The following is a 14,656-nucleotide window of genomic DNA, read 5'->3' on the forward strand; positions in this document are numbered from 1 at the left end:
GATAGTAAATTATTAGTTAGTTAATTGTTGTTAATACTGGAATTTAATCGTAATAAATAATGTCCTTGTCTAATATCATCTTTCTCAAGTCGCAGAGTCTCGTGCTATGCTGACACACCAGATTTTCTCCTTTTCAATTCAGCGCCGAATGCGCATAAGTAGAACGATAATGTGGCATAAAAACAGAATAGCTATTGGGATGCTACTCGGTGTTGTCATGTCGGTAATGATACCGGCGGCGCATGCAGACCTTCTGCCAGATGAAGCGGCACTTACCCCTCGATATATGGTTGTAGACCGCGATAGCGAAATATATTCATTAGTTGGCGATAAGGTCATTCCAGTCGGTGAGATTAAAGAAGATCAACTTCTTCAGGTTCTGCCTGCAGCGGCGGAATACTATGAATTTAAATTTGGTAATGGCACTGGCTTTATTGATAAAGACGATCTGCGGGATATCAAAAAAGAAAGAAAAAACAACGATATACTGGGTGATTTAAATAAACCTCGACCGAACCAAAATATCATTATCAAGCGCGAAACGCCGGTTTATTTGGCCGCAGATGTAGACAGCGAGCAATTCGCTACATTGGTTGATAATTTGCGCTACCCAATTGTTGGCAAATTGAAAGATCGGTTAAGTAATACTTGGTATCAAGTCAATATTGGCGATCGTTTAGGCTATATCAGCAGTGCTGACGCCGAAATAGATAATGGCATTCCTATCCTCACTTATCACCATATGTTGAGAAATGAGGAAAATAAACGTTTTCTGAACACGTCAACGACCACTTCAGATGTGGCGTTTAGCAACCAAATGACCTATCTCAAAGAGACGGGCTACGACACAATTTCTCTCTATCAGCTTGAAGGTTATCTCAATAATAAGATTAACCTACCCGCAAAAGTGGTGGTGCTGACATTCGATGATGGTCTTAAATCGGTCAATCGTTATGCGTATCCCATCCTGAAAGAAAAGGGCTTCCGGGCAACGGCATTTATTATTTCATCGCGCATTAAACGCCATCCGCAGAAATGGAATCCTGACTCATTACAGTTTATGAGTATTTCTGAGCTGAAAGAGATTCAGGATGTATTTGATATTCAGTCTCATACCCATTTTTTGCATCGCACAGATAATAACCGTAACCCAATTTTATTAAGCCGTTCTTATCACAACATTGTTTTTGATTTTGAACATTCGCGCCGGGCTTTATCTCAGTTTAATCCGCATGTGATTTTTCTGTCCTATCCCTTTGGCGGCTTTAATCAAATCGCTATCGATGCAGCGAAAAATGCAGGTTTCCATTTAGCGGTGACGACGGTTCGGGGCAAGGTTAAGCCGGGGGATAATCCATTTACCCTTAAGCGGCTTTATATTTTGCGCACTGATTCAATCCCGACTATGGCCGAGCGCATTGCTAATGAGCCAGGTCAGGTGCCCGCTCCTGCAGCACCCGCGGTAATGGAATCTGATTAGCCCTGCATAGTTTTAGGATATGAAAAAGGCGCTTTAATTAAGCGCCTTTTTTATGGTGAAAATTTAACGATTACTGGTCATTAGGCAACCTGAACCGGCACCGCTTTTGCTTTGCGCTGCAACTGATTTTCACCTTCAAAATATGCCACTTTGGGGTGGTGCAGGCGGGCATCAGCATCAGACATCTGGACATAAGAGCAGATGATCAGTTTATCGCCGACGCAGGCACAACGCGCTGCGGCACCATTCACAGAGATAATCCGTGAACCGCGCTCGGCGGCAATCGCGTAAGTTGAAAAACGCTGACCATTATCAACGTTATAAATATCAATAGCTTCGTATTCCAGAATGCCAGCGGCTTCCAGAAAATCCTGGTCAATAGCGCAGGAACCTTCATAGTGCAAATCAGCTTGAGTGACTTTGACCCGATGCAGTTTGCCTTGCAACATAGTGCGTATCATAACTCTTACCTTTGACCCCAGTTATTGCCCAGAATAAGTCTGGCAACCCATCCCTTCACCGACTGATTTAGGGAGAAGCACCCAGTTTTGCTGATTTTATATCACTTGTCTATGACTGACTCTACTGTTGGTTATTCGCCCTAATCAGCTGCCTGCGTCGGGCCAGATAATCAGCTACGCAAATCAACCTGTTGGTTATCAATTAGGCGTGCTTTACCCAACCAGGCGGCCATGAGAATAACCGCTTGCTGACTTTCGACCGTCAATGGCAACAACGTTTGCGCATCGCGAATAAACAGCTCGTCCGGTGTAAAGCCAGCCTGACGTAATTGCTCAGCGCTGTCAGCCAGTAAATCATCAATCTGCCGTTCACCCGCAGTTAGCTTGTCAGCTAACGCCTGCATTATTTTATAGAGCTGCGGTGCAATTTTACGTTCTTCAGCCGTCAGATAACCATTACGGGAACTTAGCGCCAGGCCATCTTTTGCCCGCACAATGGGGACGCCAACAACATTGATGTCATAGCCCATATCCGCCACCATTTTGCGGATTAATGCCAGTTGCTGATAATCTTTTTCGCCAAAACAGGCGACATCCGGTTGAACCAGATTAAATAGCTTGCTGACGATAGTTGAGACACCACGGAAATGACCGGGGCGGCTGGCGCCTTCTAAAATGGTAGACAGGGCAGGGACATCAACATAGGTCTGGGCTTCCAATCCTGCCGGGTAAACATCGACAGCTGCTGGAGCGAACACTAAGTCAACGCCGTGGCGGGTCAGTTTCTCGCAATCTTCCTGCAAAGTACGCGGGTAGCGGGCTAAATCATCCGGGCGTTCAAATTGCAGTGGATTGACAAAAATACTCACGACCACAACATCGGCACGCGTTTTGGCATCTTCGACCAGTGTCATATGCCCTTGGTGCAGGTTGCCCATGGTTGGCACCAGTGCGACTCGCTTGCCCTCTTGACGCCAGCGACGGATTTGCTGGCGCAACAATGGCAAGGTTTCGATAATTAGCATCCTTTCCTCCGGTATACCCGTCATCTTTCAAGTTGCAGGTGTGTTGGCGGCACTCGTACACCCGAATCACTTACCGTTGTAAGCTCATTGGGGTTTTCTTGCTTGCCGCCTTCCTGTATCTCGAGATCTATAGGGTGTAATAGCAATATTTAAGCAGTAAAATTTTACTGGAATGTATGTTCTTCAGCCGGATAGACGCCGCTCTCAACTTCTTGAATATAAAGCTGAATGGCAGCACGAATATCGCCAGCACTTTGTGCCAGGAAGTTTTTGCTGAATTTAGGCGTATGGCCGCCGGTAATCCCTAGTGCATCGTGCATCACCAGAATTTGCCCATCAGTAACATTGCCTGCGCCAATACCAATCACCGGAATAGTCAGTGCTTCGGTGACACGCTGGGCCAACTCTACCGGTACGCATTCCAGAACTAACAGTTGCGCCCCAGCATTTTCCAGCGCCTGAGCATCTTTCAACAGTTGGTTCGCCGCGACTTCTTCCCGGCCCTGCACTTTATAGCCGCCGAAAATATTGACCGATTGCGGTGTTAATCCCAAATGCCCACAGACGGGAACAGCGCGCTCTGCCAGCATGCGGACGGTGTCGCACAACCAACTGCCGCCTTCCAGCTTGACCATATTGGCCCCAGCCCGCATTAATTCTGCTGCGTTAGTGAAGGTTTGCTCTGGTGTGGCATAACTCATGAAGGGCATATCAGCCAATAACAGGCAATGAGGCGCACCACGACGCACTGCACGGGTATGGTAAGCCACATCCGCCGTGGTCACTGGTAAGGTCGAATCAAAGCCTTGTAATGTCATTCCGAGCGAATCACCCACCAGCAGAACCCCAATACCCTGCTCGGCAAATAACTGAGCAAAGCTGGCATCATAGGCAGTGAGTGTGGCGAACTTACGTTTCTCTTGTTTCCATTGACGTAAGTGGCTCATGGTGGTGGCTTTCATCACTCTTTCTCCTGAAGTCGTCAGTTTAATAAAGCCATTCTACTGTAACCTTAGTACAACGGCGAGTGGTGCTATTTTATGCATTTAATCATATAGATAGAGGGTTTATCCTCGGTGGATAGTTAGGAATTCAGCATAGAATAAAGAATTAAAGAGAAAGGAGATATCAGGTGGGGAAGCAGGTTAGTGCTGGTAAACATCAGTTACCAGGGCACCAGACCGTTTTTATCTACCAGCTTGAGGCGCTCTGATAGTGATTCGCCATCAGGGAAAATCAGGTCAGGTGCAATATCAGCCAATGGATAGAGCATAAACTCACGCTCTTTTAGACCATAGTGCGGCACCGTCAGGCGATCGGTGTTTATCACCTGATCGCCATACAGCATAATATCGAGATCCAGTGTCCGTGGCCCCCAACGCTGCTCTTTTCTTACCCGACCTTGGTTGCGTTCAATGGCTTGGGTGCAATCTAACAGCTGCTCTGGCGGAAGTGATGTATCCAACGCCACCACAGCATTGAGGAAATCTGGCTGATCTTGCGGGCCTAAGGGTTTGGTGCGGTAAAAAGGTGAACACGCCACTAACCGGGTGCGCGGCAGATGCTCCAACGCTTCCAGTGCTGCTTTAACCTGTTGCAGTGGCATGGACTGATTACTGCCCAACGCGATATAGACCCGGATCATGATATAAATTATGCCCCTTCTTTACGTGGCGTTGTTGGTTTACGTGGGCGGCGAGGCCGAGAGCGACGCGGCGCCGGATCAGCTCCTAACGTATTCAACATATTCTTTTGCTGGAGTGGCGTCGCTTCCTGGAACTCTCCCCACCATTGCGCTAAGCGCTGTAACTCATGGTTATTTTCCACTTCAGCCCGCAGTGCTAGCAAGTCGTAGGCCGCGCGGAATTTTGGATGTTCCATCAGTTTATGCGCACGTTTGCCCTGACGACGTGACAAACGCAATTGCAGCAGCCAGATATCCCGCACCAGCGAAGTAATTCGCTTTGGAATGGCCAGTGAACGGCACTCTTCATCAAGCACATCATTCATTGCCAGTGCGAAAGCATCGTAATAAGCCAGGCCACTTTCTTGCGTCAGTTTCTGTGCATGTTCAATGAGCGGATACCAAAGCATAGCGGCAAATAAGAACGCCGGATTGACGCGCTTATCATTATGCAAACGATGGTCAGTATTTTTCAAAACCTGAACCAGAATGCGTTCCATTGGCGAATCGTGATGCTCGGTAAAATTACGGGCAATCAGCGGGAACAATGGCTGGAAAAGCTGATATTCACACAGTTTTAAGTAAGTTTTATAGCCATAACCTGACTGCAAGAGTTTGAGCGACTCTTCAAACAGACGAGCCGGTGGGATCTCGTGCAGCAGTGATGCCAGACGCGGGATTGGCTCTGCGGTTTCCGGGCTGATGGTCATGTCCAATTTAGCGGCAAAACGCACCGCGCGCAGCATCCGCACCGGATCTTCACGGTAGCGGGTTTCAGGATCACCAATCAGGCGAATGATACCTTCTTTCAGATCACGCAAGCCGCCGGTGTAGTCACGCAGTGCAAAATCAGAAATACCGTAGTAGAGGCTGTTAATGGTGAAATCGCGGCGTTGGGCATCATCTTCAATGGTGCCGAAAATATTGTCGCGCAGCAGCATGCCATTTTGTGCCTGCTGGGAAGAATTTTTGTCGCTATCTTCTGCTGGTTGTTGTTCGTGGTGACCACGGAAAGTAGCAACTTCAATGATTTCCGGGCCAAACATCACATGAGCCAGACGAAAACGACGGCCTACCAGACGGCAGTTACGGAATAACTTTCGCACTTGTTCTGGCGTGGCGCTGGTGGTGATATCAAAATCTTTCGGCTTTTTACCCAGTAGCAGGTCACGGACACCGCCACCAACCAGATAGGCTTCATAACCTGATTTATTCAGGCGATAGAGAACCTTCAGCGCGTTATCGCTGATATCTCGACGGGAAATATTGTGCTGATCTCGTGGAATAATCGTCATCGGACTCTGTTCCGAAGCTGGCCCTGCCTGATTCTTACGGCCAGTATTTGTTCTGGCAGGCCTTCTCTCTTTGCGGGCCACGTTATCTTCACCGGGCACTTTATCTTTACGGGCACTACTATCACGGGCCGTCTCATCGCGGACAGCTTTACCATCGCGAGCGGATTTATCATCGCGAATCAGTACCTTACGGCAGAAATTGGCTACTCGGGTAAAAATGGTACACCTCGATAGTGGCAATATTTAACAGAACAACAGAAAAACAGCGGCTAATCATAGCTCACCGTGCTTCCTTTGAGAATGCCGTTGTGTTTTCAGTGGCGGCTATCGCCCCCTGAAGCGGAATTGCTGCCAATGTCCAATTTTCGACTGCAAAACGTAATAATAACGGCAAATCAAGATCTTGCCAGCATTCTGGCAGTGGTTGACGTAAAAACTTTAATGCCTCGACCAAAATCGGCCGCGGATCGCCATTTGGCAGCGGCGGCGCATGGTTTTGCTTAGATAACTTATTGCCATCAGGGTTCAGCGCCAGTGGTAAATGCAAATAGCTGGGTATCGGTTGCTGTAATTGCTTATAGAGGGCTATCTGACGCACTGTTGGCTCAATCAAATCCGCCCCACGCACAATCTCGGTTACGCCTTGAAAAGCATCATCAACCACCACCGCCAGATTATAGGCAAACAACCCATCTCGCCTACGAATAATAAAATCTTCTTCTGCCAGTGCTGGTACGGCGTGCAACTCACCCAGTAATTTATCATAAAAGGAATAAACCGGTTGAGTCTGGTGTAAACGGATAGCCGCGCCATCTGCGGGTAAATGACGTTCGCGGCAATGACCGTCGTATAACCCACCAATCTGTTGAATACGGCTGCGGGTACAGGTGCAGTAATAGCTCAGCCCTTGTTGCTTCAACCACTCTAAGGTAGCGCGATATGCTTCATGGCGCTGAGACTGGTAAATAACCGGGCCGTCCCAATGCAGGCCATAGTGTTCTAATGCAGTTAAAATGCGGGCGGCGGCGCCAGGAATTTCACGAGGAGGGTCAATATCTTCAATACGAACTAACCAGCTCCCACCTTGAGCGCGGGCTTGCAGGTAACTTCCGAGTGCGGCAATCAGCGAACCAAAATGCAAATCACCAGAGGGTGATGGCGCAAAACGCCCGACATACTGGGTTGGCTTCAGAGCTGCTTGTTCAGTAATGAGTCGCTGAGTATTGATATCTTCAGGCATATAGGGAAAGGGAGGTTGAGCGTAATGAATACGGCACCAGAAATCACTCTGGCACCGTATTATTGCTGTATTAGCCTGCCATCTGCTTTTCGCGGATTTCGGCTAAGGTTTTACAGTCAATACACAAATCTGCTGTTGGTCGCGCTTCCAGACGGCGAATGCCAATCTCGACGCCACAAGAATCGCAGTAACCGAAATCGTCATCTTCGACTTTTTTCAGTGTTTTCTCGATCTTTTTAATCAGCTTACGCTCGCGGTCGCGGTTACGAAGTTCAAGACTAAACTCTTCTTCCTGCGCGGCACGGTCTACCGGATCGGGGAAATTAGCAGCTTCGTCTTGCATGTGCGATACAGTACGATCCACTTCATCCCTGAGCTGGTTGCGCCATGCTTCAAGAATCAGCTTGAAATGCGACAGCTGGGCGGCATTCATATACTCTTCGCCTGGCTTCTCTTGGTACGGTTCTACCCCAGCGATGGCGAGAATGCTCAAGGACGAGGTTTTACGTTTTTGCCCTTCTTGCATGATGCTTCTCCTACATTCATACGCACTATCGAAATCCCCAATACGGGGAAAAATCAGGCCGCTATAAATAACAGAAGGAAGGTAGGTTGGCAATTATTCCTGTCGCCTGCTTGACAATGCTGTGAAGGAAGGCGTATTTGGCGAGCGGCTTTACCCAATAGTTGCTTCTTTATTAAGCATTATGGATTGAGCGTTTCGTCCAGTAATAACGGTAAACGAGCATCCAGCGCGATACCGTCAGGCGATAGTTGAAAACCGTAGCAAATCACCTCCACTCCTGCTTGCTGAGCCTGGGCCAGCAATTCTGCATAGCGATTGTCAATGTGTCGGGCCGCAGCGACTTGCTTGATGCCCGTATGCAATACGGCAAAAAAAAGTACCGCCCGGTGACCGCTGGCAACCATGCTTTGTAACTCCCTGAGATGCTTCTGACCCCGTAGGGTGACGGCATCCGGGAAATACCCACACTGTTGCTGTAATAAGGTAACCGACTTGACTTCAATATAGCAGTTAGACCTATTTTCTGCCTGCAATAACAAGTCTATACGGCTGTTCTCGTCCCCATATTTAATCTCTCTTTTGACAGAAGTGTAACCAGATAATTCAACTATGTGGTTATTATCTATTGCAGAGCTGACTAACTCATTGGCACGTAAGGTATTTACGCATATCCAATCACCGGTTTGGGTCTGTGTTAACTCCCAACTATGAGGATACTTACGTTTCGGATTATCCGAGGTCGAATACCAGACCGTATCTCCTGGAGTTGCACAACCGGTCATGGCTCCAGTATTAGCGCAATGAATAGTTAATGTTTCTCCGGCGGGCGTCACAATATCAGCTAAAAAGCGTTTATACCGCAGGATAAGTGTGGCCGGTTGTAACCGGGGATTAAACGACAGTAATTGGGGATGAGAAAATGACTGTGGGCTAGACGCCATCGGATGTCCTTTCGCTGCTCACCAGTGGCCAGCTTTGCACAATGTTATAACGGGTACGCCCGCGCACCAATGCCGATTCATATAATGAAAAATGGCTTGCACGGAAGCTTTCGTTTGCGGTTTTAGCCGGTATCGCGACCGGGCGGGTAGCGCCACGTAACAAGCTGACGTGGGGATGAAAGGGCAGCGGTGATTGGTAACAACCGCTGCGTGCCGCCTGAGAGCGCAGTAGCTGAGCCAACTGCAGCAGACCGCGTGGCGGATTTTTACACCCCAGCCAGACTACACCGGAACCGGGCCAGTGGCCGATATCATCCAGTGTCACGTCAAAACCCGGCTGACTGATGCGCCCCGCTTGTTGTTGCAATATCAGAGCTTTGGCGGCACTGACCTCGCCGAGGAACGCCAGCGTCAGGTGAAGATTGGCCGCAGCAATAGGATGGCCAGCCTCTGGCGAGAAGTTATCTGCTCGCCATTGCACAATGCGCCGCTGCATGGTCTTCGGCAGTGTCAGAGCAAAGAACAGGCGGTGAGGACTCGCGGTCTTCAGCATGGTTTTGTTCACGATTGTTTTATCGACAGCATTAATCATCAGGTTGGCATAATCACTCGGCTAAATACGCTATACGGTCATGATGTTACAATGACCGATGATAAAAGTAGAGAGCATGGAGAAGAATGTGGGGGTGAGTCAGAGAGAAAGTGATGCGCAGATGGCCGTTTTGCCGGTAGGTGAAGTGCTTAGCGAGATATTGTCTGCGTTGCGCACCTCACCGCAAGTTTTGCTCCATGCCCCCACTGGGGCAGGGAAATCGACGTGGTTACCGTTGCAAATCCTGCAATGCAGTGAGTTTATTGATGGTCGCATTATCATGCTGGAACCGCGGCGGCTGGCGGCAAAAAATGTGGCATACCGCTTGGCGCAACAATTGGGTGAACAACCCGGCCACACCGTGGGCTATCGCATGCGAGCCGAAAGTAAAAGTGGGCCGAATACCCGCCTGGAAGTGGTCACCGAAGGTATCTTGACACGCATGCTGCAACAGGATGCGGAGCTTACGGGAGTGTCTTTGGTTATTCTCGATGAGTTTCATGAACGCAGTTTGCAGGCCGATTTAGCGCTGGCGCTGTTGCTGGATGTGCAGCAAGGGCTGCGTGACGACCTCAAGCTGTTGATCATGTCCGCGACGTTGGATAATCAGCGCCTGTCTGCGCTATTACCCTCTGCACCGGCCATTGTTTCCGCTGGGCGCAGTTTTCCTGTGGAACGTAGCTATCAGCCGCTGTCTAGCCATGAGCGGTTAGAAGATGGAGTGGCTAACCGGGTTAAGCGCTTATTGAACGAGCAAACTGGCTCTTTGCTGCTATTTTTACCCGGCGTCGGGGAAATTCATCGTGTCATTGAGCGGCTGCAGGGCGAGGTCGCCAGTGATACTGACCTTTGCCCGCTGTACGGCGCTTTACCGCTCAGTGAACAGCAAAAAGCGATTCAGCCAGCCCCGGCAGGGCGACGCAAAGTGGTACTGGCGACCAATATTGCCGAAACCAGCCTGACTATCGAAGGGATCCGCTTGGTTGTTGATAGTGGTTTGGAACGGGTGGCGCGCTTTGATGTCAAAAACGGGCTGACGCGTTTGGTGACTCAGCGGATAAGTCAGGCTTCGATGGTGCAGCGCGCTGGGCGTGCTGGGCGGCTAGAGCCGGGTATTTGCTGGCATCTGTTTGCCAAAGAGCAGGCTGAACGCGCGGCAGAATACAGTGAGCCAGAAATTCTTAACAGTGATTTATGCAGCTTGTGGCTGGATCTGCTGAACTGGGGATGTCAGGAGGTGGGCCAACTCAGTTGGCTTGATCAACCGCCGCTGGCCGCACTTTCTGTCGCCAGTGATTTATTGCGGCGCTTGGGGGCTACCGACTCGCATGGTCAGCTCACTGCTACTGGGCGCACGATGGCAAATCTAGGGTGTGAGCCGCGCTTGGCCGCGATGCTCTGTTTTGCCGCTGGACAAAGCCCGGATGCACTGGCAACCGCGGCGCTGCTAGCCGCCATTCTGGAAGAACCTCCTCGCTCTGGTCAAATTGATTTACATCACTGGCTTAGCTGCCCACAGCCCCATTGGCAGCGGCGAGCAAGGCAATTGACGCAAAGAATTAATGCCCGTGTTGGAACCGTAGATAGCGATATCGCCGGTCAATTATTGGCGCTGGCATATCCTGACCGCATTGCGAGTGCGCGAGGACAGGATGGCCGCTATCTACTGGCTAACGGCATGGGGGCTGCAATGGCGCAAGACGAGGCGCTATCACGCACTCCCTGGTTAGTGGCTGCAAGCTTATTGCAAAGCAACAGTGGGCCGGATGCGCGCATTTTACTGGCACTGCCCATTGATGTTGAACAACTGGCGAAGCAATTGCCCCGTCTGGTTGAAGAACGGACGGTGGTAGAGTGGGATGAAGCAAAGGGCACATTGCGTGCCTGGCGGCGCTGGCAAATTGGGCGTTTGACCTTACGAGCCCAGCCGTTGGCCAAACCGAGTGATGAAGCATTGCAATCCGCCCTGCTAAACTGGGTGCGTGAGCAAGGGTTACAGGTGCTTAACTGGGATGAGAGTGCTGAACAGCTCCGTACCCGGCTGCACTGCGCCAGTCTTTGGCTATCTGAAGAGCAATGGCCGGCCGTCGATGACGACAGTTTACTGAGCCAGCTTGAGCAATGGCTGCTGCCGTCACTGTCTGGTGTGCGGGATTTGTGCCGATTACGGCAAGTGAATCTCTCGGAAGCGCTGACTCGCTTATTGAGTTGGCAGTTACGTCAACGGCTGGATACTGAGCTGCCAACTCATTACACTGTGCCGACCGGTAGCCGTCTGCCAATCCGTTACTATATTGACCGGCCACCAGTGTTGGCGGTGCGTTTGCAAGAAGTTTTTGGCGAACAGCATAGCCCGATGCTGGCGAGTGGGCGGGTCGCGGTGGTGCTTGAACTGCTTTCTCCGGCCCATCGACCACTACAGATTACCGGCGATTTAGCCGCTTTCTGGCAGGGAGCCTATCGCGAGGTGCAAAAAGAGATGAAAGGGCGCTATCCCAAACATGTTTGGCCAGATGACCCTGCCAATACTCGGCCCACTCGCAGAACCAAGAAGTATCAGGATAAGTGATACACAGAGCTAAGAGCCCATAATTTCAGATGTTTCCCCTTTCTATTTGGTTAATTGGGGGACACATTAAGCCGCAATAATCGCCAATGCGCGTGGAGAGAAATACATGTCTGGGGATGACCGCGAGCCAATAGGGCGCAAGGGCAAGAAAGCCCAACCCAAAGCTGCACCAAAACGGCCATTGCGCCGGCGGCGTGATGAAGATGAATACGAAGAAGAAGATTATTTGGATGACGAAGACCAAGACGATGATGACTATGACGACGAGGAAGAACCGATGCCAAGAAAGGTAGCATCACGTCCGCCCCGCAAAAAACGCCGTTGGCTTGGCTTATTTATCAAACTGTTCCTGGTTGGCGCGGTGGTATTGGCTATTTATGGCGTTTACCTCGACTCGCAAATCCGCAGCCGTATTGATGGCAAGGTCTGGCAACTGCCTGCTGCCGTATATGGCCGTATGGTTAGCCTTGAACCGGGGATGTCCTACAGCAAAAAAGAGATGATCGATTTGCTGGAAGGGATGCAATACCGTCAGGTTACACGGATGACTCGCCCTGGTGAGTTCACTGTGCAGGGCGATAGCATTGATATCTTGCGTCGTCCGTTTGATTTCCCTGATGCTAAAGAGGGCCAGATCCGTGCGCGTTTGATCTTTAAAGATGATCGTCTGGCACGGATCCAAAATCTGGATAATCAACGTGATTTTGGCTTCCTGCGCCTCGATCCTAAGCTGATTACCATGTTGCAATCACCGAATGGTGAGCAGCGCCTGTTTGTGCCGCGCGCTGGTTTCCCTGATTTGCTGGTCGATACCTTGCTAGCGACGGAAGACCGCCATTTTTACGAGCATGACGGTATCAGCCCCTATTCTATTGGCCGCGCCGTCGTTGCCAACCTGACTGCCGGTAAAGCAGTGCAGGGGGGCAGTACACTGACTCAACAGTTAGTCAAAAACCTGTTCCTGACTAACGAGCGCTCACTGTGGCGTAAACTTAACGAAGCCTACATGGCGCTGCTGGTGGATTACCGCTACAGCAAAGATCGCATTTTGGAACTGTACCTGAACGAAGTGTATCTCGGGCAGAGTGGCAGTGATCAAATTCGTGGTTTCCCGTTGGCAAGCTTGTATTACTTTGGTCGTCCGGTGAATGAACTGAGCCTTGACCAGCAAGCCATGCTGGTGGGGATGGTGAAAGGGGCGTCGCTGTATAACCCGTGGCGTAACCCGACACTGGCGCTTGAACGGCGTAATCTGGTGCTGCGTTTGTTGCAGAATCAGGGGGTCATTGACGGCGAACTCTATACCATGCTGAGCGCCCGCCCACTGGGGGTGCAGCCGAAAGGCGGGGTTATCACGCCTCAGCCAGCATTTATGCAGATGGTACGTCAGGAACTACAGCAGAAGTTGGGTGACAAGATTAATGACTTGTCCGGCGTGAAAATTTTCACCACGCTAGACCCGGTTTCACAAGATGCGGCAGAAAAAGCCATCGAAGATGGGATTCCGGCGCTGAAAGCTGCCCGTCATCTGGATGATTTGGAAGCGGCGATGGTGATTGTCGACCGCTTTAGTGGTGAAGTTCGAGCCATGGTTGGCGGTGCTCAGCCACAATTTGCCGGGTTTAACCGTGCCATGCAAGCACGCCGCTTGGTGGGGTCACTGGCCAAGCCGCCAACTTATTTGACCGCCTTGAGCGAGCCAGATAAATATCGCCTCAATACTTGGCTGTCGGACCAACCGCTGTCGATTAAATTGCCCAACGGCTCAACATGGCAGCCGAAAAACTATGATCGTCAGTTCCGTGGACAGGTGATGTTAGTCGATGCTTTGGCGAACTCTTTGAACGTGCCAACCGTCAATCTGGGCATGTCCGTTGGGTTGGATCAAATCAGCGCTATGTTACAACGTCTGGGTATCCCGAAAGCGGTGATTAATCCGGTTCCGGCCATGTTACTGGGGGCAATTGACCTGACGCCGATTGAAGTGGCGCAGGAATATCAGACTATCGCCAGTGGCGGAAATCGTGCGCCATTATCCGCCGTGCGCTCGGTGATTGCTGAAGATGGCACGGTGCTGTATCAAAGCTTCCCACAGGCGGAGCGAATGGTCCCGGCACAAGCGGCTTATCTGACTCTGTATGCCATGCAACAAGGGGTGGCGCGTGGGACATCGCGTTCATTGTCAGTGAAATTCTCTAAATACAATCTGGCGGCGAAAACCGGTACCACCAACGACCTGCGTGATAGCTGGTTTGCCGGTATTGACGGCAAGGAGGTCGCGATTGCTTGGGTTGGCCGTGACAACAATGGCCCGGCCAAATTGACCGGGGCTAACGGGGCACTGACTTTGTATCGCCGCTATCTTGAGAATCAAACACCATTGCCGCTGGTATTGCAGCCCCCAGAGGGGATCAGCCAGATGAGTATTGATTCGGCAGGGAACTTTGTCTGTGGCGACGGGAGCGGCATGCGTTCGATTCCGGTTTGGACTGAGAACCCGCAAGGGTTGTGTCAGGCCGCTCAGCCAGCGCAGCAAGCCAAACCTGACGGCGACGGTGTTGCGGGTTGGATCAAAGATATGTTCGGTCAGTAATCATGTTCTGGGGATGGGCACCGTGATCGTGCCCATCCTCATCCTCATTCAAATATTTTCGTCTGCTTTACCCTTCCTCGGCCTTTCTCCCTTGAAGTCATCAGGCTTAGCGCTTGCAGTTCGTCGTGGGTTACGCATAAACTAATTGCTTTGATAATTATTATCGTTTCGATTCACTTTCTCGTTATTTATCGATAACGTTTGGGTTGCAATAACTAAGGCATCCGTTAACAACTATGTTAGTTAACAA

The 14,656-nt window shown here is 50.5% G+C and carries 12 protein-coding genes; 3 read left to right on the forward strand and 9 right to left on the reverse strand.

All coding sequences use genetic code 11. From position 1 onward, the window contains the following. The first annotated feature begins 169 nt into the window (after positions 1-169). The gene (locus N0H69_RS03835) at positions 170-1,480 is read left to right on the forward strand and encodes a polysaccharide deacetylase family protein (RefSeq protein WP_050121529.1); all 1,311 of its coding nucleotides are present in this window, start codon (positions 170-172) and stop codon (positions 1,478-1,480) included. An 80-nt stretch (positions 1,481-1,560) separates the two neighbouring features. Here the strand turns inward: N0H69_RS03835 and panD are convergent, their stop codons facing one another. From panD to thpR, 9 genes are all read right to left on the reverse strand, one after another. Further along, positions 1,561-1,941: an aspartate 1-decarboxylase gene (panD, locus tag N0H69_RS03840; protein ID WP_005156780.1), complete on the reverse strand. Its 381-nt coding sequence runs from the start codon at positions 1,939-1,941 to the stop codon at positions 1,561-1,563. Between the two features lie 170 nt (positions 1,942-2,111). Continuing rightward, positions 2,112-2,966, reverse strand: a complete 855-nt coding sequence (gene panC, locus N0H69_RS03845; protein ID WP_050150307.1) for a pantoate--beta-alanine ligase — start codon at positions 2,964-2,966, stop codon at positions 2,112-2,114. Between the two features lie 164 nt (positions 2,967-3,130). Further along, on the reverse strand, positions 3,131-3,928 hold the full coding sequence (gene panB, locus N0H69_RS03850) for a 3-methyl-2-oxobutanoate hydroxymethyltransferase (RefSeq protein WP_050106517.1): 798 nt from the start codon (positions 3,926-3,928) through the stop codon (positions 3,131-3,133). Between the two features lie 203 nt (positions 3,929-4,131). Further along, positions 4,132-4,611, reverse strand: coding sequence for a 2-amino-4-hydroxy-6-hydroxymethyldihydropteridine diphosphokinase (folK, locus tag N0H69_RS03855; protein WP_050106516.1), 480 nt, complete (start codon positions 4,609-4,611; stop codon positions 4,132-4,134). Between the two features lie 8 nt (positions 4,612-4,619). Then, positions 4,620-6,164 (reverse strand): polynucleotide adenylyltransferase PcnB, encoded by a 1,545-nt coding sequence (gene pcnB / locus N0H69_RS03860; protein ID WP_072077413.1) that lies wholly within the window; start codon positions 6,162-6,164, stop codon positions 4,620-4,622. A gap of 61 nt (positions 6,165-6,225) precedes the next feature. Further along, positions 6,226-7,185: a tRNA glutamyl-Q(34) synthetase GluQRS gene (gluQRS, locus tag N0H69_RS03865; RefSeq protein WP_050150304.1), complete on the reverse strand. Its 960-nt coding sequence runs from the start codon at positions 7,183-7,185 to the stop codon at positions 6,226-6,228. Positions 7,186-7,255: 70 nt separating this feature from the next. Further along, the gene (dksA, locus tag N0H69_RS03870; RefSeq protein WP_050106514.1) at positions 7,256-7,711 is read right to left on the reverse strand and encodes an RNA polymerase-binding protein DksA; all 456 of its coding nucleotides are present in this window, start codon (positions 7,709-7,711) and stop codon (positions 7,256-7,258) included. Between the two features lie 179 nt (positions 7,712-7,890). Continuing rightward, positions 7,891-8,652 carry a DNA/RNA nuclease SfsA gene (gene sfsA / locus N0H69_RS03875; protein ID WP_050106513.1) on the reverse strand — a complete coding sequence of 254 codons (762 nt, stop codon included), beginning with the start codon at positions 8,650-8,652 and terminating at the stop codon, positions 7,891-7,893. Beyond that, positions 8,642-9,205, reverse strand: coding sequence for an RNA 2',3'-cyclic phosphodiesterase (thpR, locus tag N0H69_RS03880; protein WP_172665403.1), 564 nt, complete (start codon positions 9,203-9,205; stop codon positions 8,642-8,644). The genes sfsA and thpR overlap by 11 nt, the downstream gene beginning before the upstream one ends. 115 nt (positions 9,206-9,320) lie before the next feature. Here thpR and hrpB point away from each other — a divergent pair, with 115 nt between their 5' ends. After that, positions 9,321-11,813, forward strand: a complete 2,493-nt coding sequence (gene hrpB, locus N0H69_RS03885; protein WP_050150301.1) for an ATP-dependent helicase HrpB — start codon at positions 9,321-9,323, stop codon at positions 11,811-11,813. A 106-nt stretch (positions 11,814-11,919) separates the two neighbouring features. Further along, on the forward strand, positions 11,920-14,406 hold the full coding sequence (mrcB, locus tag N0H69_RS03890) for a bifunctional glycosyl transferase/transpeptidase (RefSeq protein WP_050133204.1): 2,487 nt from the start codon (positions 11,920-11,922) through the stop codon (positions 14,404-14,406). Positions 14,407-14,656: the final 250 nt, after the last annotated feature.

Origin of the sequence: Yersinia alsatica, assembly GCF_025133195.1 — a bacterium.
Lineage (GTDB): Bacteria > Pseudomonadota > Gammaproteobacteria > Enterobacterales > Enterobacteriaceae > Yersinia > Yersinia alsatica.

What these genes read in the sequence shown, in the direction of transcription:
- N0H69_RS03835 (WP_050121529.1), top strand. Translation starts at nt 170, where the DNA reads ATGTGGCATAAAAACAGAATAGCTATTGGGATGCTACTCGGTGTTGTC.
- panD (WP_005156780.1), bottom strand. Translation starts at nt 1,941, where the DNA reads ATGATACGCACTATGTTGCAAGGCAAACTGCATCGGGTCAAAGTCACT.
- panC (WP_050150307.1), bottom strand. Translation starts at nt 2,966, where the DNA reads ATGCTAATTATCGAAACCTTGCCATTGTTGCGCCAGCAAATCCGTCGC.
- panB (WP_050106517.1), bottom strand. Translation starts at nt 3,928, where the DNA reads ATGAAAGCCACCACCATGAGCCACTTACGTCAATGGAAACAAGAGAAA.
- folK (WP_050106516.1), bottom strand. Translation starts at nt 4,611, where the DNA reads ATGATCCGGGTCTATATCGCGTTGGGCAGTAATCAGTCCATGCCACTG.
- gluQRS (WP_050150304.1), bottom strand. Translation starts at nt 7,185, where the DNA reads ATGCCTGAAGATATCAATACTCAGCGACTCATTACTGAACAAGCAGCT.
- dksA (WP_050106514.1), bottom strand. Translation starts at nt 7,711, where the DNA reads ATGCAAGAAGGGCAAAAACGTAAAACCTCGTCCTTGAGCATTCTCGCC.
- sfsA (WP_050106513.1), bottom strand. Translation starts at nt 8,652, where the DNA reads ATGGCGTCTAGCCCACAGTCATTTTCTCATCCCCAATTACTGTCGTTT.
- thpR (WP_172665403.1), bottom strand. Translation starts at nt 9,205, where the DNA reads ATGCTGAAGACCGCGAGTCCTCACCGCCTGTTCTTTGCTCTGACACTG.
- hrpB (WP_050150301.1), top strand. Translation starts at nt 9,321, where the DNA reads ATGGAGAAGAATGTGGGGGTGAGTCAGAGAGAAAGTGATGCGCAGATG.
- mrcB (WP_050133204.1), top strand. Translation starts at nt 11,920, where the DNA reads ATGTCTGGGGATGACCGCGAGCCAATAGGGCGCAAGGGCAAGAAAGCC.